This is a genomic window from Sphingobacterium sp. UBA7625 (genome assembly GCF_002484085.1).
GTDB lineage: Bacteria > Bacteroidota > Bacteroidia > Sphingobacteriales > Sphingobacteriaceae > Sphingobacterium > Sphingobacterium athyrii.
This window is the reverse complement of record NZ_DLJD01000040.1, coordinates 12,416-29,479: the sequence shown is the minus strand read 5'-3', so window position 1 is coordinate 29,479 and position 17,064 is coordinate 12,416. Positions and strand designations below refer to the sequence as shown.

At 39.8% G+C, this 17,064-nt stretch carries 24 protein-coding genes; 14 read left to right on the top strand and 10 right to left on the bottom strand.

The features are described from left to right. The first annotated feature begins 12 nt into the window (after positions 1 to 12). From B4G94_RS16935 to B4G94_RS16925, 3 genes are read left to right on the top strand one after another with little or no spacing between them, the layout of a single operon-like run. Positions 13 to 1,203 carry a M20 metallopeptidase family protein gene (locus B4G94_RS16935; RefSeq protein WP_286860328.1) on the top strand — a complete coding sequence of 397 codons (1,191 nt, stop codon included), beginning with the start codon at positions 13 to 15 and terminating at the stop codon, positions 1,201 to 1,203. 10 nt (positions 1,204 to 1,213) lie between these two features. After that, positions 1,214 to 1,786: a thiamine diphosphokinase gene (locus tag B4G94_RS16930; protein WP_286860326.1), complete on the top strand. Its 573-nt coding sequence runs from the start codon at positions 1,214 to 1,216 to the stop codon at positions 1,784 to 1,786. Beyond that, positions 1,783 to 2,283 carry a GNAT family N-acetyltransferase gene (locus B4G94_RS16925; RefSeq protein WP_286860323.1) on the top strand — a complete coding sequence of 167 codons (501 nt, stop codon included), beginning with the start codon at positions 1,783 to 1,785 and terminating at the stop codon, positions 2,281 to 2,283. The genes B4G94_RS16930 and B4G94_RS16925 overlap by 4 nt, the downstream gene beginning before the upstream one ends. Here the strand turns inward: B4G94_RS16925 and B4G94_RS16920 are convergent. Then, positions 2,280 to 3,584, bottom strand: coding sequence for a M20/M25/M40 family metallo-hydrolase (locus B4G94_RS16920; RefSeq protein WP_286860321.1), 1,305 nt, complete (start codon positions 3,582 to 3,584; stop codon positions 2,280 to 2,282). The two genes, B4G94_RS16925 and B4G94_RS16920, sit on opposite strands and share 4 nt — an antisense overlap. A 265-nt stretch (positions 3,585 to 3,849) precedes the next feature. Here B4G94_RS16920 and B4G94_RS16915 point away from each other — a divergent pair, with 265 nt between their 5' ends. From B4G94_RS16915 to B4G94_RS16905, 3 genes are read left to right on the top strand one after another with little or no spacing between them, the layout of a single operon-like run. Beyond that, on the top strand, positions 3,850 to 4,164 hold the full coding sequence (locus B4G94_RS16915; protein ID WP_088159763.1) for a rhodanese-like domain-containing protein: 315 nt from the start codon (positions 3,850 to 3,852) through the stop codon (positions 4,162 to 4,164). Between the two features lies 1 nt (position 4,165). Then, on the top strand, positions 4,166 to 4,465 hold the full coding sequence (locus B4G94_RS16910) for a hypothetical protein (RefSeq protein WP_286860318.1): 300 nt from the start codon (positions 4,166 to 4,168) through the stop codon (positions 4,463 to 4,465). Position 4,466: 1 nt separating this feature from the next. Next, positions 4,467 to 4,709 (top strand): DUF6358 family protein, encoded by a 243-nt coding sequence (locus B4G94_RS16905; protein ID WP_108635385.1) that lies wholly within the window; start codon positions 4,467 to 4,469, stop codon positions 4,707 to 4,709. Between the two features lie 81 nt (positions 4,710 to 4,790). Here B4G94_RS16905 and gcvT read toward each other — a convergent pair whose 3' ends face one another. From gcvT to B4G94_RS16875, 6 genes are all read right to left on the bottom strand, one after another. Then, the gene (gene gcvT, locus B4G94_RS16900) at positions 4,791 to 5,873 is read right to left on the bottom strand and encodes a glycine cleavage system aminomethyltransferase GcvT (protein WP_108635384.1); all 1,083 of its coding nucleotides are present in this window, start codon (positions 5,871 to 5,873) and stop codon (positions 4,791 to 4,793) included. 80 nt (positions 5,874 to 5,953) lie between these two features. After that, complete coding sequence (locus B4G94_RS16895; protein WP_286860313.1) at positions 5,954 to 6,775, bottom strand: DUF6929 family protein; 822 nt, start codon at positions 6,773 to 6,775, stop codon at positions 5,954 to 5,956. Then, positions 6,772 to 7,458: a pseudouridine synthase gene (locus B4G94_RS16890; RefSeq protein WP_286860310.1), complete on the bottom strand. Its 687-nt coding sequence runs from the start codon at positions 7,456 to 7,458 to the stop codon at positions 6,772 to 6,774. Before B4G94_RS16890 ends, B4G94_RS16895 begins: the two co-directional genes overlap by 4 nt. A 1-nt stretch (position 7,459) precedes the next feature. Continuing rightward, the gene (locus B4G94_RS16885) at positions 7,460 to 7,828 is read right to left on the bottom strand and encodes a DUF4359 domain-containing protein (RefSeq protein WP_165305139.1); all 369 of its coding nucleotides are present in this window, start codon (positions 7,826 to 7,828) and stop codon (positions 7,460 to 7,462) included. Positions 7,829 to 7,973: 145 nt separating this feature from the next. Then, the gene (locus tag B4G94_RS16880) at positions 7,974 to 8,471 is read right to left on the bottom strand and encodes a DUF4112 domain-containing protein (RefSeq protein ID WP_108635380.1); all 498 of its coding nucleotides are present in this window, start codon (positions 8,469 to 8,471) and stop codon (positions 7,974 to 7,976) included. A gap of 2 nt (positions 8,472 to 8,473) precedes the next feature. Next, on the bottom strand, positions 8,474 to 9,190 hold the full coding sequence (locus B4G94_RS16875) for an SIMPL domain-containing protein (protein WP_108635379.1): 717 nt from the start codon (positions 9,188 to 9,190) through the stop codon (positions 8,474 to 8,476). 162 nt (positions 9,191 to 9,352) lie between these two features. On the opposite strand from B4G94_RS16875, the gene B4G94_RS16870 reads away from it, so the two are divergent. Both B4G94_RS16870 and B4G94_RS16865 read left to right on the top strand, forming a co-directional pair. Beyond that, on the top strand, positions 9,353 to 9,544 hold the full coding sequence (locus tag B4G94_RS16870; RefSeq protein WP_104384719.1) for a cold-shock protein: 192 nt from the start codon (positions 9,353 to 9,355) through the stop codon (positions 9,542 to 9,544). Between the two features lie 112 nt (positions 9,545 to 9,656). Next, positions 9,657 to 9,854: a quinol oxidase subunit 4 gene (locus tag B4G94_RS16865; RefSeq protein WP_108635502.1), complete on the top strand. Its 198-nt coding sequence runs from the start codon at positions 9,657 to 9,659 to the stop codon at positions 9,852 to 9,854. A 99-nt stretch (positions 9,855 to 9,953) separates the two neighbouring features. On the opposite strand, the gene B4G94_RS16860 is transcribed toward B4G94_RS16865, so the two are convergent. The 3 genes from B4G94_RS16860 to B4G94_RS16850 all read right to left on the bottom strand — a co-directional run bounded on the left by B4G94_RS16860 (position 9,954) and on the right by B4G94_RS16850 (position 11,706). Beyond that, entirely contained in the window at positions 9,954 to 10,487 is a 534-nt protein-coding gene (locus tag B4G94_RS16860) for a DUF805 domain-containing protein (protein WP_286860301.1), read from the bottom strand. A 246-nt stretch (positions 10,488 to 10,733) separates the two neighbouring features. Beyond that, entirely contained in the window at positions 10,734 to 11,456 is a 723-nt protein-coding gene (gene recO, locus B4G94_RS16855; RefSeq protein WP_108635377.1) for a DNA repair protein RecO, read from the bottom strand. Then, positions 11,440 to 11,706, bottom strand: a complete 267-nt coding sequence (locus tag B4G94_RS16850) for a signal peptidase (RefSeq protein WP_286860298.1) — start codon at positions 11,704 to 11,706, stop codon at positions 11,440 to 11,442. Before B4G94_RS16850 ends, recO begins: the two co-directional genes overlap by 17 nt. 218 nt (positions 11,707 to 11,924) lie before the next feature. Between B4G94_RS16850 and rpmB the strand changes: the two genes are divergently transcribed. The 6 genes from rpmB to bshC all read left to right on the top strand — a co-directional run bounded on the left by rpmB (position 11,925) and on the right by bshC (position 17,017). Continuing rightward, the gene (rpmB, locus tag B4G94_RS16845) at positions 11,925 to 12,158 is read left to right on the top strand and encodes a 50S ribosomal protein L28 (protein WP_046672597.1); all 234 of its coding nucleotides are present in this window, start codon (positions 11,925 to 11,927) and stop codon (positions 12,156 to 12,158) included. 77 nt (positions 12,159 to 12,235) lie between these two features. Continuing rightward, positions 12,236 to 12,418, top strand: coding sequence for a 50S ribosomal protein L33 (rpmG, locus tag B4G94_RS16840; protein WP_002998409.1), 183 nt, complete (start codon positions 12,236 to 12,238; stop codon positions 12,416 to 12,418). Between the two features lie 55 nt (positions 12,419 to 12,473). Then, positions 12,474 to 12,641, top strand: a complete 168-nt coding sequence (locus B4G94_RS16835) for a DUF4295 domain-containing protein (protein ID WP_104384714.1) — start codon at positions 12,474 to 12,476, stop codon at positions 12,639 to 12,641. A gap of 134 nt (positions 12,642 to 12,775) precedes the next feature. Further along, positions 12,776 to 13,738 carry a signal recognition particle-docking protein FtsY gene (gene ftsY / locus B4G94_RS16830; RefSeq protein WP_077436836.1) on the top strand — a complete coding sequence of 321 codons (963 nt, stop codon included), beginning with the start codon at positions 12,776 to 12,778 and terminating at the stop codon, positions 13,736 to 13,738. Between the two features lie 94 nt (positions 13,739 to 13,832). Further along, positions 13,833 to 15,170 (top strand): 30S ribosomal protein S12 methylthiotransferase RimO, encoded by a 1,338-nt coding sequence (gene rimO, locus B4G94_RS16825; protein ID WP_286860292.1) that lies wholly within the window; start codon positions 13,833 to 13,835, stop codon positions 15,168 to 15,170. Positions 15,171 to 15,427: 257 nt separating this feature from the next. Then, on the top strand, positions 15,428 to 17,017 hold the full coding sequence (gene bshC, locus B4G94_RS16820) for a bacillithiol biosynthesis cysteine-adding enzyme BshC (protein ID WP_286860290.1): 1,590 nt from the start codon (positions 15,428 to 15,430) through the stop codon (positions 17,015 to 17,017). Positions 17,018 to 17,064: the final 47 nt, after the last annotated feature.

Here is a 17,064-nt window from a genome sequence, read left to right as displayed (position 1 = left end):
TCAAACAACCTCATGGCAAGTACGAAAGAAAAAGTCCTGGCCTTAGCCCATCAATATTTTGAAGATACAGTTGCTAACCGCAGACATCTTCATCAAAATCCTGAACTTTCCTTTGAAGAATATAATACCTCGGCATTTGTAAAGGTACAGCTGGATCAATTAGGAATCCCTTACGAAGCAAAAGCAGACACGGGTATTGTGGCCTTAATTCAGGGTGAACTCCCTTCGGATGAAGTAATCGCTTTGCGTGCGGATATGGATGCATTGCCTATTCAGGAAGTTGAAGGCCGACCTTATGGATCCAATACTCCGGGGGTCATGCATGCTTGTGGCCATGATGTACACACGTCCTCGTTGTTGGGAACCGCAAAGATATTACATAGCCTGAAAGCTGAATTTGGTGGCACGGTGAAATTAATCTTTCAGCCCGGGGAAGAGCGTTTGCCCGGCGGAGCGTCCATTATGATCAAAGAAGGAGCACTACAAAATCCGGCACCTTCCGCTATCATAGGTCAACATGTAATGCCGTTTATCGAAACGGGCAAAGTCGGATTTCGTGAAGGTAAATACATGGCTTCCTGTGATGAGTTGTTTATGACCGTAAAAGGAAGAGGGGGGCATGGAGCACATCCGCATCAGAATATCGATCCGATTGTGATCACAGCGCATATTATTACCGCTTTACAGCAGATAGCAAGCCGTTTTGCGGATCCGCGTACACCGACTGTTCTGTCTTTTGGCAAAATCATCGCTAATGGTGCGACAAATATTATTCCTGATCAGGTTTATCTCGAGGGTACATTCCGCACATTCGATGAGCAATGGCGCACAGAAGCACATGAGGCGATGGTGAAAATGGCTGTCGGAATCGCCGAAAGTATGGGGGCTACCTGCGACTTTGAAGTGCGTAAAGGCTATCCATTTTTGATTAACGCCCCTGCACTCACCAAGAATGCACGTGCTTTTGCGGAGGAGTATCTCGGAAAGGAAAATGTCGTTGATTTGGACCTTTGGCCGGCTGCGGAAGATTTCTCGTACTACTCGCAGGAGATCAATGCTTGTTTCTACCGATTAGGTACAGGAAATAAGGCGAAAGGAATAGCTTCTGCGGTGCATACGCCTACATTCGATGTCGATGAATCCGCATTGGAAATCAGTACGGGGTTGATGGCTTACATCACCTTGCGCAGATTAGGTTATTAAATCTTTCGAAATGTCATCGCATCATATCGTTCGAGAGAATCAGGAACCTGCGCTGCTGATTGAAGATCTTTTTCTGATCGAAGAAGAAGATTTGGGGCAACTGCTGGAATGGAGCCCATCTATTGTCATCGAAAATAATCTGGTTGATCAGCTGGATGCGAGAGGGTACAAGTTTGATGTTGTTTTTGCGCAGAATCATATAGAGCCGCTCCAGGAAAATTTAAAAGTCATCCCATATCGTGATAATTTTTTACAGTCCGCCATCGAATATCTTGTTGAACATCAGTATAAGGCGGTCAATATTATTACGGATCAAATAAGTCTTGCACACTACCAGCGCTACCTTGATCTGATCAATGTGGTATTATTGGCCCGAGGAATGCGCTACTATTTTGTTACTACCGGTTTTACAAAATGGAAAGTGGGCGGGGAGCAGCTAAAAATAGACAGCCAAGGCGAAGAAATTGTGACAGAAGGACTTCGGAAAATAGATGAAGATCTTTATGAAACCGAGAAAGACGGCTTATTTAAGCTCGGATTTTCAGAATCAAAATATATTTTAATAGGAGAGACGATCGCATGATAACGATAGAATTAGCCGAACAGACAGACATCCGTAGTATTTCCAATATGGCCTATATCATATGGCCGGACGCTTATGGAGAAATACTTTCAAAAGAACAGATTGATTTTATGCTGGAGAAAAGCTATACTGTTGAGGGATTAGCTGAGGGAATGGTTAATGGGCAGTTTTTTTATATTTTGAAGGAAGATGGTATCGGTCAGGGTTTTATTGCACTGAAAACTTTTGCAGATAAACTCCGGATTGAGAAGCTGTATTTGATGCCCAATGTACAGGGGAAAGGTTTCGGGAAGGCGTTGATTGATTTTGCCATGGACAAAGCAAAAAACAAAGGCAAGGATATTTTGGAACTCAATGTCAATAGAAATAACCCTGCTTATCATTTCTATTTAAAGCAGGGCTTTCAGGTTGTCGAAACTGTTGATACTCCCTATTATGACTTCGTATTGAATGACTATGTCATGCAACGGGCAATAGATCGTACAGCCGCTTCTTAATCTTTTAATTTTTCCACGCGTGAAGGCGTTTGTTTGCCTTCCACAATGCCCGAAGTGCCGATAGCGATTGCCTCGATGCTGGAAATAATATTTTGAACGTTTAACGTGGCGACTTCATCCTTTACCGTATGGTAATATTCATCCTTGTCCATTTGGGATGTAGAAAATGAATGTGCGGGCACACCCTTTGCCGCTAACACGGCATTATCACTGCGATAGAATAAATTTTGTTTTGTATACGGATCAGGATAAAATTTGAAGGTTGTGTTCTTTAGGTTTTCCTGCATTAATTTACCCAAGTCGGATTGATCATATCCCGTTATGTAGACGGTATTAGGTCCAAATTTTGAATCTTTTCCGATCATTTCCATGTTGATCATCGCCACGACCTGATCCGCATTGATATGGTTAGAAAAATATTTTGAACCATACATGCCGAGTTCTTCGGCTGTAAATGCCACAAAAATAAGTGTCCTTTCATTGCTGTTTTTCTTTTTATAGTAGTCTGCGAGGGTCAACATCGCCGTTACTCCGGATGCATCGTCATCGGCTCCGTTGGCAATTGAATCTTGTCCTACGGCTGGCAATATACCAATATGGTCATAATGCCCGGAAAAGATGACGTACTCATCGGGTTTGCTCTTTCCGGGGATAACGCCGGCAATGTTGAAAAGCGGGAAGTGCTCAAGATCCCGTTCGATATGGACTTGAAATGTTTTTGGTGTTTCTGCGCTTAACAGATAGACTATCGAAGGTTTTTGTATGTTCGGATCTTCAATAAATTTAGGATTGTTGAGCATTTGCCCAAAACGGACAAAAGAGGCTTCAAAAGAAGGGTCTACCAGTACAAGCGTGTTTTCTTTGGATAGGGAATGCTCCCGAAAGGCTTGGGAGAAATCTGCGCCGGATGCAATATAAACCACTTTTACAGGACTTTTTTCATCCCATTTGAGCGCGACGTGGTTACCCAATGATATGATATGCTCAGCGGGAACAGTCTTTTTATTGATCGTCGCGACGTTGCTTTTGGGCGAGAGCTTGTCCAGCTCGAATGTTTGTCTGAAAGACGTTTCGGCATAAGGCTTGAGGCCTATTTTTTGCATCTCCCCTGCGATAAAATCTGCCGCTGGCTCAATGTCCTTTGTCAGAGCCGATCGTCCACGCATATCATCCGATGCCAGGGTATTTAAGATACGGCTCACATCCTGACGCTGTTGTTCGGAAATCACCTGCTGTCCAAATGTAATGGTAGATAGCGTAATTAATGATAAGGCTAAAAATATTCTAGGTACTGAATTCATAAAGTTAGTAATGTTCGGATGAAGATACTGATTTCGCCCGTAATTTTTGTGGAAATTCGTGCTATCCGCCAATTAAGGCTTTTTATCTTTACCCTTAGGACGATAAAAGTTGAAATGAAGTTGTCAATCTTTTAGTAAAAAGATGCATTCAATAGCGCTTTCGTGGTTCCCTTGAATGAGCAACAGACACGAATGTTCCTGATGGCCTTTGAAGACAGACAATTCAGAAAAAAATGTAGTATATTTGATTATAAATTTTTTGACAATGAAAGAAGTATCTGTACAGGAATTAAAGAATAAGATCGATAACAATGAAGATTTTCAATTGATTGATGTGCGTGAGTCATTTGAATATGAGGTTTCAAATTTGAACGGTTTGAATATTCCACTATCAGGGATCCTGATCGAGGCAGATAAAATCTCCAAAGACAAACCTGTTATCGTTCAATGTCGTTCTGGAAAACGTTCAGCGCAGGCAATTATGTTATTGGAACAACAAGGTTTTGATAATCTTGCAAATTTAAAAGGCGGCATTTTGGCCTGGAAAGAAGAAATCGATCCAGAGTTAGACGTTTATTAATATGAAAAATTTGGAGCATCAGACTAAACAGGCTTTCATGTTTAGTCTTGCTTTTTATATCGTAGCCCTATTCGCCCGGCTATTTAGCTTAGGTATTTTCCCCATATTAGGCAGTCTTTCTATTCTATTATCCCTTTTGTGGGTGATATTGGTCTTACGGGAAATTATGCTTTCCAGGACAATTCCCAATAGTGAGCGGATGTTGATGGCACTGGCCATCGTACTGCTCAATATTATCGGTGGAGCTTTCTATTTCTTTGGTGGATGGAGACAACGGGTATTGGGATTAACAAAAAAATAATATGACAAAATATTTTATACTGAATATTGTATTGAACTTGGCCATTGTATTTTTGGCGTATTGTGGATTTGAAGGATATAAAGCCGGAAATATGCTGGTGACGGGATTGTCTATTGCATTTTTGGTGGTACTTATTTACCTTAAGGTTGTCTTAAGCAAACGCATAAAAGTTGTGATTCAGGAGAAAGATCGCGAAAAAAAGCAGCAATATGCCGCTAAGCAGACGAAGGGGAAAAGTAAATAGGAGCGAGTTTCTTACTTATAACACATAAAAAAGAGCAGAAAACGATCGTTTTCTGCTCTTTTTTATTTATTGTCTCTACTATTATTTTACAAACGGCGGTTTTGTTACTTTAGCTTTTACTTTTTGATTACGGATATGGATAAAAATATCTGCACCGTCTTTTGCGAATGCAGTATCTACGTAACCCAGACCAACCGATTTTTTCAACGTCGGAGATTGCGTTCCGGAAGTAACACGGCCAATCACATTGCCATCAGCATCTACGATCTCATAATCGTGACGCGGGATACCTCTGTCGATCATTTCAAAACCAACCAGTTTCTTTTTAAGTCCGGCTTCTTTTTCGGCTTTAAGTGCAGCGGAGTTGACAAAGTCTTTCGTGAACTTCGTTACCCAACCTAACCCAGCCTCTAAAGGCGAAGTGTTGTCGTCGATGTCATTTCCATAAAGGCAGAAACCCATTTCTAACCGTAAAGTATCGCGGGCACCCAATCCGATCGGTTTGATTCCGTAAGCTTTTCCGGCTTCAAAAATAGCGTCCCAAACTTTTTGTGCATCTTCATTGGCCACGTAAATCTCGAAACCACCGGCACCGGTATATCCTGTAGCGGATACCAATACGTTATCTACCCCCGCAAAAGTACCTTTGGCAAAGGTATAGTATTCCATTGGCGCAAGCTCGATATCTGTCAGCGATTGTAAGGCATCCGCTGCTTTAGGGCCCTGAACGGCAAATAAAGAAGTCTGGTCAGAAATATTTTTCATTTCCACACCATCGGTATTATATTTGGAAATCCAGTTCCAGTCTTTCTCAATATTGGACGCATTGACAACCAAAAAATAGGTATTATCGTCGATTCGGTATGTTAGAAAATCGTCTACTACACCGCCAGTTTCGTTTGGAATATAAGCATATTGGACTTTACCGTCATATAATTTCGACACGTCGTTTGAAGAGATTTTTTGAAGAAGATCCAGGGCCTTTTCACCTTTGAGGATGAATTCACCCATGTGGCTTACATCAAAAACTCCCACACCTGTACGAACTGTTTCGTGCTCATCATTGATACCGGTATATTGTACTGGCATGTTGAAGCCTGCGAAGGGAACCATCTTTGCTCCTAAAGCAATGTGCGTCTCCGAAAGGGCAGTATTTTTTAACATAAAAATTAAGTTTTAATCAGTTGCAAATTTAATAAAATATACGTGATTCCTAGCTTTGAATCTATTTTAGAACAAACGATTTAATTCGTTACATTCAACGAATAAACAGTCAGTTCAGCGTCTTCTGTATCCGTATCTTCGCATAGCAGGAAAATTAAACCCTTATCAGTTTTCTCCTTGAAGGTAATGCCCTCAAATTTATGATTTCCGGGGATTTGGAATACTTCCGGCCCGGAAGACAGATCAGCTGATATTTTTCCAAGTAACGACCCAGCGATCTCGCCGTCAAGATAGGTCGATTTCGCATCCTCCGCGGTCGCGATGAAATAAATGTCTTCTCCGACAAGTGCGGCATCCGAAAAACCGGTACTGATTCCCTTTATCGTCGGTAATTCGACTGGAATACACCGCGATTTATCTTCAGCTTTACCGTTGTATTCTAAAATTGCATTGATTCCTTGTGGGCCATTGCCCCGATTAAACAACAATATCCGGTCATCAATATGAACCACCCCCTCGATGTTAAAGTCATCTTTACTGATCTTAAATTTCTGCATTAAATGCGCGTAGATTTTGCTGTAGTCTTCCTTTACAACCTCGTTTCCATCCCAAATAAAACGATTGTTTCTTTTTTCAGTGGATCCCGATCCATAGAGGAAGTAACGGTTGCCATCGAAAGTAATGGATTCAAGATCCATTTTATTCGCTTTGCTGATATTTTCCATGGGCTCAGCTTCCAATAAGGCTGTTTTGGATAAGCGTTGCTGAGCGAGGTTATAGCTATACAGGTAATTGCTGTTGTCCGAGACAATATGAAGCTCATCATTGTGGTAGACAATACCAGATGCCGCCGTGATACCAGATATGCTAATAAATGCTTCGAGAATTAATTTTAACATCATTCGTGTATGTTTAAGATTCCAAGTACTTTCTGGAAATCGGATTGGACCGGAGCGGTTATATGGATGGTCTCGCCCGACAAAGGGTGTTTGAAAGTCACTTCCGAGGCATGCAATAGCATGGTATCCATCTGGTAGTTCTCTTTCCAGAATTTGTTTTGTTTATTGCAGCCATGCGGACGATCGCCGATAATGGGGTAAAAGATATGCGCAAAGTGACGCCGTAATTGATGCATGCGACCTGTAAGTGGATTGGCTTCAACAAGACTGTACCTTGACGTTGGAAATTTCCCGAAAGGAATATCGAGTTCACTCTTGGCTAATAATCGGAATGATGTCTGTGCATCTTGTAATGTGCCATTTTCCTTTTTCAAAGGATAGTCGATAACCCCTTCCTCAGGCGCAAATCCTCGGAGCACGGCAAGGTATTTTTTATCAATTTGATGTTCCTGAAAGCTTTTTTGCAGGTATTGATCCGTTTCTTTGTTCAGCGAAAACAAAAGAACCCCGCCAGTTTTACGGTCCAGGCGATGAGCAGGGTATACGGTTTTGCCCAGCTGGTCACGTAGTAGTTGAAGGGCAAATTCGGACGTGTCACGCGCAATGGATGAACGATGTACCAAAAGACCATGGGGCTTATTGATCGCCACAATGGATTCATCTTCGTAAAGAATTTCTAAGGACATATTAGATTTTTTTCAATGCAGCAATAATTTCATCTGCTTTTTCATCAATCTTGGGGCTCAGCCAGATCTGTTTAAACGCGCCACCACCGATAATCTGTTCTGTGCCTTGCCATTTGATCTTGGTAAGGGAAAAAAGATAATAATTGTCTATAACAACGGAATTCTGGACAAAATTGTCCACTAATTTGTTGCCGAAAAGTTGCATTCCCAATCCGAAAAAAGCCTGGTCTTTTGCATGAAGCTGACTTTTTAGTAATTGCTCAGCCTTTGCACGGACAATTTTTTCATGTTCCTCTTTGCTCGGGTTTGTCAGTATAGCTGCCAGCATGATGACAATCAGAAGCAGGGCAAATATTCTTTTTTTGCTCATTTTTTAATGCTTAAATTAGTGTTGAGAGACCGTGTCACAACTGGATCTACCGCTATCAAAATTATTAAATAGATATTAGATATGCACAATTGTTTTATATCAAAGTTGTGCTGCAAAAGAAAGGTGGGATAAAAAGGGCTTGATCTTAGAAAGAAATCCCATTGAACAGTGAAAATGCCCAGGAAAAGAAAGTCCAGATCAGGTAACAAGTAGCAGCTATTAAGATAAATAGGATCAATACGATTGTTAAGATAATACCAATGCCCGAACCTTTGTGCCGACCCTCGTAATAGTGCTCACGCAGCAGTTTGATGTTCTTTTCATTGGCTTTGCTGTAAAAGTCGAAAATATTACCAAGGAAAGGGATGCTCCCTAATATTGCGTCGAGGCTGATATTAAGTAGCATACGGATAACTAATTTGGGGCTAGCCCCATTTCGCCACATGGCGATGACCAGGACTAATGAGGTGCCGAAACCGGCAATAGCTCCGCCCAAAGGAATCAGGTTCAAAATAGGGTCTAGTCCGAAACGAAAGTTACCAATCTTGAATTGATTATCCATTAGCCAGGATATTCGGTCTATCCAACCGAAATCCTGGTCAATTTGTTTCTTTTTATCTTCTGGAGATAATTCCCGCTGCATGATTATAATAACTCGAATGAGGCGCTGATTTCGCTCGTTACTTTCATTGGTCTGATATTGAGATCAAGACCACCATCACTGGCAACATCGGCTGCTTCGGCCATGGCACCTTTATACATTGCATTACGCATCATAGGCTGGGCGCTAAAGATAATCTGTTGCGGTGTTTCCGAAAGTACGATCGCTTTACCGATTTTTTGTCCAGCTGCTTCGGCAAGAATCTGCGCATTCGCCTTCGCATCCAATACAGCTTTCGTTTTTAAGGTCTTTTCAAGTTCTTTTTTCTTCGAGTAATCGTATTCACTGATGTAAGTGTTCTGAATGCCTGCTCTGTCAACACCATCCAACAATTGGTCTAAATTGTTTAGGTTAGTGACCTTAATGCGGTATTGTCTGGAAAGCAGAATATCGGTATCCTTTTTCTTTTTTTCAGGTGTATTGTAACTCCAGATATTCTGGATCGTAAAATCTTCTTTTTTAACACCGGCTTTTGTTGCAGAGTCGAAGAGATCTTTTTCTAACTTGTCTATGGCAACCTTTTTCTTGGTGTTTCCATTGTCATAAAATTCCTTCAGTGTAACATCTATATAGATGATGTCCGGGGTTACTTCTTCTTCTGCGCGACCCACTGTGGATACAAATTCTTTATTTACCATTTGTTGAGCGTTTAGTTTTGTCATCAAACCTAAAAAAGCCAGTCCTAATAATATTTTTTTCATGTTTTACTATCTTAAAGTTTTATAATAATACGATTGCTATTGTCGCATTGCTACAAGATTGGAGCCAAAGTAGACAAAAAAGTTTAACGGATAAAAAAAATAAAAACGTTAAGATTTTTGATTTTATTTCTATACCTTTAGGGAAATTAATAAAATAGTGCCATGCAAGAAGGTAAAGTAAAATTCTTTAATGAGACCAAAGGTTTCGGTTTCATCATCCCTAATTCAGGCGAGAGCGAGATTTTTGTTCACGTTTCTGGATTAATTGACAAAGTTCGTGAGAATGACAATGTATCTTACGAAGTTGAACAAGGCCGTAAAGGTCTTAATGCGGTAAATGTAAGAGTTATCTAATTAGATTCAAGATATATTTATTGTGAAAAGGCCCATGCGATAAGCATGGGCTTTTTTATTGAAATAAAATTTGGACTGATAATTGCATAAATGTTTCAAATAGATGTTTAACATGAAACGTACTTTAATAGTAATCCTTTCTGTGGTGATGGCAATTTCAATGTCCGCATGTTATTCCACCCATCATGGGCATAGACATGGGCGTGGACCAAAAGGTATGCCTCCAGGTCAGGCAAAAAAATATTATGGAGAACAATCAGCTAAAGATTTTGCTCCAGGACAACAGAAGAAAAAGAAACATAGACATTGATCTCGCTGAATTTCACTTTCGCTGAAAATTTCGCAATCACAAGACAAAAAAAGAGCTTTCATTACCATGAAAGCTCTTTTTTTGTTCCGTTAGAACGACCTATGCAAATGGATCTTTATCTGCAGGAGGTGTTGAAGGTGCAGGAGGCGTTTGTGAATTTCCAAACGGATCATTGTTCCCCGTATTTTGTGCTGGCTGTGAACTTCCAAAGGAGTTATTCGGTTGTGAAGAACCAAATGGATCTTGTGGCTGATTGAATGGATGGTTTGTTCCATTTTCCTCTGCCTTTGGATCCGGACCATATTGATTAGGACCTTTGTCACCTTCAATGACCATCAGATAAATCAGGTATAAGTTGACTAATGGGATAAGACCCAATAATAAAAACCAACCTGATTTATTCGTGTCATGTAATCTTCGTACAGCAACGGCAATGCCCGGAATAAGCAACGCTAAACTTATAAGGTATGAAATGTAAGAAAATACACTTGCAATTTGACCGAGAATTCCGAATACTACGCCGATAATAACATTTGCTAGAAAGAACATCCAATATTCTTTACGACGAGCACGTCCATTAAAATTTGCATAGTTATCTCTTACAACTTTTAAAAACCAATCTTTAATTTCCATATAATTTTAAGATTTTTAGGTGAAAAATATGTGTTAGTAAATCAATTGTTAACACAATTCTGTTACAATAAATGTACCAAGAATTTATCTGGGAAAACAATTATTATAGCTATATCAATGTCTGAAAATAGCGTCTTTGCCGAAACTTGAACAAGCAACAAGTATTTATTTAGGTGAAAAGCCTGTTAATTGGTTCTGAGTAAGAAATAGACAGCTATTTCGAAGGAGAATCTAAGGACAGATGTTTTATCTAAAAATCTCTTCCAGAATATACAGCGATTTTATCTCCTTGAAATTTGTGCGATGAAGGCGGTAGAAATCCAATAATTTTTCCAATAAAAACTGCCTGTCTGTACTGGACATTCTGATACGGTCACAATTTGAATATTCAGCTTCAGTCAGGCTCCGAAAAATTGATGTGTGGGGTTCCTGAAGCACGAATGGATGTTCCGGCAGTAGATTTGAAAACGTTGCTTCATGTAGGTTAAAATAAGGAAGAGCTCGTTTGGAAACCGTTGGGTAAAACCCAAGGAATCGCGTTAGTTTGATTAAAAATACCAAGTGAAAATTGGCCAGGTTGAGATGTGTTTCGTCTAGCCAGCGGACAGACTGATGGATGAATTCAAATAGATAAGGATCACTTTCTTGTTCTTTCAATATTTTGTACAATATTTCATTTAAGAAAAGAGCTAATGAACTTTTTATAATATCGTAAGGTATTTCCTGTAATACTGGTGTCTGCCGGGCTTCGGAAATACGCTGTAGTGAGCCATTATCCTTATGCGTTGCTATAATTTCAAGTAGATGCAGAGGCTGTAAGATATTGGCTTTGATTTTAGCCTTTGGCTTACGTGCGCCGGCAATAAGGTACGATTGCATACCAAAGGATTCGGTATATATCTGTGCAACGAGGCTGCTTTCCGAATAATTCGTTGTTTTTAAGACGATACCTCTAGTTTTGTTCAGCATCCCCTTCCTTTTCTTTTTTATGAATTTCCTCCTTATGAGCCTCTTCACGCATTTCAATAAGTGCATCGCGGTCCACTTTCCGAATCATTCGATAGATTAATGTCAGGACACCAATACCGAATGTAATAACTCCGATGATCATGGTTAACTTGTACCAGTTAGATCGTTGCTCCATGAGGTAATAACCTAGGATAACGAACAACGTGCCGATGATTATTTCTCTTAGGCCCTTGCGAAGATATTTGTTCATAAATGTGAATTGTTGAAAACTATTTTTGTTTACAGAGCAAATATAATACAATAAAATGCTTTATTTTTGCCCATACCGTTCCTGTGTAGAACTATTTTTAAAAATAATTCCCATAATGTTGTTGCTTATCTAAAAAAAAATATAGATATTTGCAAACTCTTTGCAGAGAGTGCAAAGGATTAACATATTGTAATAAAGACAACAAAAAAGATAATATCATGTCAAGAATTTGTGATTTAACAGGCAAAGCGGCGTTAACAGGAAATAACGTTTCTCACTCAAACGTTAAAACTAAACGTAAATTCTATCCAAATTTACAAACTAAACGTTTTTACATTCCAGAAGAAGATCGTTGGATTACGTTGAAAGTATCTACTTCTGCTATCAAGACCATCAACAAGAACGGCATTACAGCTGCGATCAATAAATTTATCGTTAAAGGATCAATTTAATATTGATTTATCGCCTGTTACATTAAGATTATTCATGAATTTCAATCCTATATTAGGATTCAAAATAAAGTAAAACAATGGCTAAAAAAGGAAATAGAGTACAAGTTATCTTAGAATGTACTGAACACAAAGAAAGTGGTCTTCCGGGAATGTCTCGTTACATCACTACTAAAAACAAAAAGAACACAACTGAGCGTTTGGAGTTGAAAAAATTCAATCCAGTATTGAGAAAAGTTACTGTTCATAAAGAAATTAAGTAATTCACCCATTCTTAGCACTTGCAAATAGCGGGCTGAGTAAAAATATTTAAATACCATGGCAAAGAAAGCAGTTGCATCGTTACAAAAAGGTGGCGGTAAAGAATTTACAAAGGTTATTGTTACTACTAAATCTGCAAAAACTGGCGCGTATACTTTCAAAGAAGGTATGGTTCACAACGATAAAGTGAAAGACGTGCTTGCAGAAGCTCAAAAAAATAACTAGTAACATTTTCCTTTTTTAAAGTTTTTCTTTAAAAAGAATTCGATAAAAATAGCCGTTTTGGTATCCTACCGAAAGGGCTTTTTTTGTTGAGGACATTTGTTTATATTTGGACATCAATTTTCACTAAACACTCCATGGGATTATTTGATTTTTTTAAGAAAAAACCGCAAACACAAGAAGAAGAGCAAGCCTTAGACAAGGGGTTGGAAAAAACCAAAGAAGGATTTCTTTCCAAGATAACGAAAGCTGTAGTGGGTAAATCTACTGTAGATGACGATGTGCTTGATAATTTGGAAGAGGTTTTGGTTACTTCTGATGTGGGGGTTACGACGACTTTAAAAATCATAGACCGCATTCAAGCGCGTGTTGCCCGAGATAAATATGTCTCCACTTCAGAGCTAAACAATTTACTGAAAGAAGAGATTCAGACCTTACTTGCCGAAAATAACAGCTCAGATTTTGAAAACTTCAATTACGGAGATCATAAACCTTATGTCATTATGGTCGTCGGAGTGAATGGTGTTGGTAAGACGACAACAATAGGCAAACTTGCCCACCAGCTCAAACAAGCTGGAAGTAAAGTCGTGTTAGGCGCCGCAGATACATTTCGTGCCGCAGCTGTGGATCAGCTTAAGTTGTGGGGCGAGCGTGTTGGAGTGCGCGTTGTGGCACAGGCAATGGGTTCGGATCCCGCTTCGGTCGCTTATGATACGGTTAAGTCTGCTGTTGCTAATGGGGAAGATGTCTGTATTATTGATACCGCAGGGCGTTTACATAATAAGGTTGGTCTAATGAATGAATTGACCAAGATTAAAAATGTCATGCAAAAAGTCGTTCCCGGCGCTCCACATGAAATTTTGTTGGTCTTAGATGCTTCTACAGGTCAGAATGCCATAGAGCAATGTACCCAATTCACACAAGCGACAGACGTAAACGCTTTGGCGCTGACGAAATTGGACGGAACAGCGAAAGGCGGTGTCGTCATTGGGATATCTGATCAATTTAAGATTCCTGTGAAATACATTGGTGTAGGCGAAAAAATTGGCGATCTCCAATTATTTAATAAAAAGGAATTTGTAGACTCCCTTTTCAAATAGAAAATTAAAATTATTGTCAGAAATAAGGTTGTCATCCTTTGCTTAGGAATGATTGATCAGCCCTTTTCTTTTCTCGACAAACCCTTCTAATCATATGAAGACAAAATATACGAAATCTGTCCCTTTGGTCAATAAACCGCGTGTCAACGTCGTTACTTTGGGCTGTTCGAAAAATATTCACGATAGTGAAGTGCTGATGGGCCAACTGAAAGGTAATCAGATGGAAGTTGTCCATGAGGCCTCAAATATACAGGAGAATGACATTGTTGTCATCAATACCTGTGGCTTTATTGACAATGCCAAACAGGAGTCTATTGATGCAATCTTACAATATTCAGAATTAAAGGACCAAGGTAAGATCAATAAGGTGATTGTTACCGGATGTCTTTCGGAACGTTATAAACCCGAACTGCAAGCTGAAATTCCGAGTGTGGATGCCTATTTCGGGACAAATGATTTGCCTGATTTACTCGCTTCTATCGGAGCGGACTATCGCCATGAATTATTGGGCGAACGCTTATTGACGACTCCTTCCCACTTTTCTTATTTTAAGATCGCAGAAGGTTGTAACCGCCCTTGTTCATTCTGTGCAATCCCATTAATGCGCGGTAAGCATGTTTCCAAATCAATTGATGACTTGGTTAAGGAAGCGAAATTTTTGGCATCAAATGGAACCAAGGAATTAATTTTAATAGCGCAAGATTTAACCTATTATGGATTGGATATCTATGGGAAACGTAATCTTTCAGACCTGATGCGTCATTTGTCCGATGTAGATGGTATTGAGTGGATCCGTTTACAGTATGCCTATCCTTCTGGTTTTCCAATGGATATTTTGGATGCAATGAATGAGCGTTCAAATATCTGTAATTACCTGGATATGCCATTGCAGCATATCTCAGACCCAATGTTGAAGTCTATGCGCAGAGGGACAACCAAACAGAAACAGATCGACCTTGTCAATGCGATCCGGGATAGAGTGCCTGACATCGCGTTGCGTACGACATTAATCTGTGGATACCCCGACGAGACGGAGCAGGATTTTCAAGAGATGTTGGAATGGGTAGAAGAAACTCGTTTTGACCGTTTGGGCTGTTTTACCTATTCCCATGAGGAAAAGACCCATGCGCATACCTTGGAGGACAATGTTCCACAAGAAATAAAAGAAGAACGGGTTGAGGCTATTATGGAGGTTCAACAAGGAATTTCTTACGATATTAATCAATCGAAAGTGGGCAATACATATAAGGTATTAGTCGATCGTGTGGACGGAGATTATTTTATCGGGCGAACAGAATATGATTCTCCGGAAGTGGACAATGAGGTCTTGATTTCAGCGGCGGATTCTTATGCGCGGATCGGTGATTTTGTTCAGGTAAAAATCGACCGTGCGGAAGATTTCGATCTCTATGGCGAAATTGTCAAAAAATAATACTCGGTTGACCGATAAAGGGTCAGTAAGGATATATGCAAGAGCCTCCCGAAATACAAGGGAGGCTCTTTTTTTGAACTGCCGGAAAGAACTTCTGTGGATATATATCGCTGTTGATGCCGGAGAAAGTATCAGGGTTTTATTTGGACATTTGTCAATAGAATGATATAATTTAAAAGTGGAATGAGCTTTTTATTAAAAATCAGTATTTTGTCCGCTCAAACTAAATACATTTGTATATCGTACAATAAGCATATATGAAAGCAACTTATATCGAATATAGTGAGACAAATAGTTTCTCCAAAACATTGTTGGCCTATCTGGCTCATGACGAGGCGCTGAAACCGTTTGTTGGACACTGGCCTACATTTGAAGGTTTTGAAAAGCAATTGCACGAAAAAAAACATTTTGACCACCGTGGCATTCTCGTGGAGCGCCTAAAAGCTCAATATGCGACATTGTTGCCGGGTTCTCCCGCCGTTGCCAAAAATATAGATTTGTTGTTGCAGGAGAATACCTATACGATTACCACGGGCCACCAGCTGAATATCTTTACAGGGCCCTTGTACTTTATATTTAAGATCATGACGGCCATACGTCTGTCCGAAGACTTACATGCCAAACATCCGGACAAAAACTTTGTACCGGTATATTGGATGGCTACTGAGGATCATGATTTTGAAGAAATTAATCATACGAAAGTCTACGGAAAGAAAATTGCCTGGGAAATACCTGCGGTATCGGCTACAGGACGGATGGATACTAGTTCAATTGTGGATGCTGTAAAGCAATACACTAACATCCTTGGTCTTTCTGACAATTCTGCTAAGCTCACAGCTATTGTGGAGCAAGCATACCTGAAGCACTCGAGGTTGGCTGACGCAACACGTTATATGGTAAACGAACTTTTTAAAGCCTATGGTCTTTTGATTATTGATGCAGATGATAAAGCACTGAAGGAGTTATTTAAACCGATTATCAAAACGGATATTTTATCCGAAAATAGCTTTAAAGCCATCACGGAGAGGTCTAAAGAACTGGAATCAAAGGGTTTTTCTACACAGGTGCATGCGCGGGAAATCAACTTCTTTTATCTGACAGATGAATTTAGAGAACGCTTGGTTCTGACTGCAGACGGCCGATATGAGGTGCTGCATCAAAATATATATTTTACCAAGGAAGAGCTGGAAAAAGAAATAGATGCCCATCCTGAGCGTTTTAGTCCAAATGTAGTGATGCGTCCAATGTATCAGGAAGTCATCCTTCCCAATTTAGCCTATATCGGTGGTGGAGCTGAAATGGTCTATTGGATGCAACTGAAATCTAATTTTGATCAGTACAAAATAGATTTTCCCATCCTGATTCCGCGAAATTCAGCGATGATTACCGAAGATAATGTGGCTGCTAAGCTTTTTCGTGTTGATCTAACCTTCAAAAGCATATTTCGGCCAGCAGAGGTTTTGAAGAAGGATTATGTACGCCGTCATACCAAGGAAAGATTAAACCTTAATGATGAATGGATGGAACTGAACGCGATCTTTGGAAAGATAAGGTTGCGCACTCACAAAATCGATCCAAGTCTGGGCCCCAGCACCGAGGCGATAAAAGCTCGCTTGAAAAAGGCGATGAACAACCTGGAAAAAAAGTTGATGAAAGCAGAAAAACGAAACCATCAGCATGCATTGGCAGATATAGACAATGTAAAAGAAAAGCTCTTTCCCGGCGGGGGACTACAGGAGCGATCGGAAAACTTCGCCTTGTTGTATGTAAAATATGGTGATAACCTCTTTAGGGATCTTTATAAATACTTTAATCCCCTGGATTTTAAATTTACAATCTTATATTAAAGTCAGTGTTTCACTGACTTTTTTTATGATTAATCCCCTCTGTCTTT

Coding starts and splice junctions, on each gene's coding strand:
- B4G94_RS16935 (WP_286860328.1), top strand. CDS start 13: ATGGCAAGTACGAAAGAAAAAGTCCTGGCCTTAGCCCATCAATATTTT.
- B4G94_RS16930 (WP_286860326.1), top strand. CDS start 1,214: ATGTCATCGCATCATATCGTTCGAGAGAATCAGGAACCTGCGCTGCTG.
- B4G94_RS16925 (WP_286860323.1), top strand. CDS start 1,783: ATGATAACGATAGAATTAGCCGAACAGACAGACATCCGTAGTATTTCC.
- B4G94_RS16920 (WP_286860321.1), bottom strand. CDS start 3,584: ATGAATTCAGTACCTAGAATATTTTTAGCCTTATCATTAATTACGCTA.
- B4G94_RS16915 (WP_088159763.1), top strand. CDS start 3,850: ATGAAAGAAGTATCTGTACAGGAATTAAAGAATAAGATCGATAACAAT.
- B4G94_RS16910 (WP_286860318.1), top strand. CDS start 4,166: ATGAAAAATTTGGAGCATCAGACTAAACAGGCTTTCATGTTTAGTCTT.
- B4G94_RS16905 (WP_108635385.1), top strand. CDS start 4,467: ATGACAAAATATTTTATACTGAATATTGTATTGAACTTGGCCATTGTA.
- gcvT (WP_108635384.1), bottom strand. CDS start 5,873: ATGTTAAAAAATACTGCCCTTTCGGAGACGCACATTGCTTTAGGAGCA.
- B4G94_RS16895 (WP_286860313.1), bottom strand. CDS start 6,775: ATGATGTTAAAATTAATTCTCGAAGCATTTATTAGCATATCTGGTATC.
- B4G94_RS16890 (WP_286860310.1), bottom strand. CDS start 7,458: ATGTCCTTAGAAATTCTTTACGAAGATGAATCCATTGTGGCGATCAAT.
- B4G94_RS16885 (WP_165305139.1), bottom strand. CDS start 7,828: ATGAGCAAAAAAAGAATATTTGCCCTGCTTCTGATTGTCATCATGCTG.
- B4G94_RS16880 (WP_108635380.1), bottom strand. CDS start 8,471: ATGCAGCGGGAATTATCTCCAGAAGATAAAAAGAAACAAATTGACCAG.
- B4G94_RS16875 (WP_108635379.1), bottom strand. CDS start 9,190: ATGAAAAAAATATTATTAGGACTGGCTTTTTTAGGTTTGATGACAAAA.
- B4G94_RS16870 (WP_104384719.1), top strand. CDS start 9,353: ATGCAAGAAGGTAAAGTAAAATTCTTTAATGAGACCAAAGGTTTCGGT.
- B4G94_RS16865 (WP_108635502.1), top strand. CDS start 9,657: ATGAAACGTACTTTAATAGTAATCCTTTCTGTGGTGATGGCAATTTCA.
- B4G94_RS16860 (WP_286860301.1), bottom strand. CDS start 10,487: ATGGAAATTAAAGATTGGTTTTTAAAAGTTGTAAGAGATAACTATGCA.
- recO (WP_108635377.1), bottom strand. CDS start 11,456: ATGCTGAACAAAACTAGAGGTATCGTCTTAAAAACAACGAATTATTCG.
- B4G94_RS16850 (WP_286860298.1), bottom strand. CDS start 11,706: ATGAACAAATATCTTCGCAAGGGCCTAAGAGAAATAATCATCGGCACG.
- rpmB (WP_046672597.1), top strand. CDS start 11,925: ATGTCAAGAATTTGTGATTTAACAGGCAAAGCGGCGTTAACAGGAAAT.
- rpmG (WP_002998409.1), top strand. CDS start 12,236: ATGGCTAAAAAAGGAAATAGAGTACAAGTTATCTTAGAATGTACTGAA.
- B4G94_RS16835 (WP_104384714.1), top strand. CDS start 12,474: ATGGCAAAGAAAGCAGTTGCATCGTTACAAAAAGGTGGCGGTAAAGAA.
- ftsY (WP_077436836.1), top strand. CDS start 12,776: ATGGGATTATTTGATTTTTTTAAGAAAAAACCGCAAACACAAGAAGAA.
- rimO (WP_286860292.1), top strand. CDS start 13,833: ATGAAGACAAAATATACGAAATCTGTCCCTTTGGTCAATAAACCGCGT.
- bshC (WP_286860290.1), top strand. CDS start 15,428: ATGAAAGCAACTTATATCGAATATAGTGAGACAAATAGTTTCTCCAAA.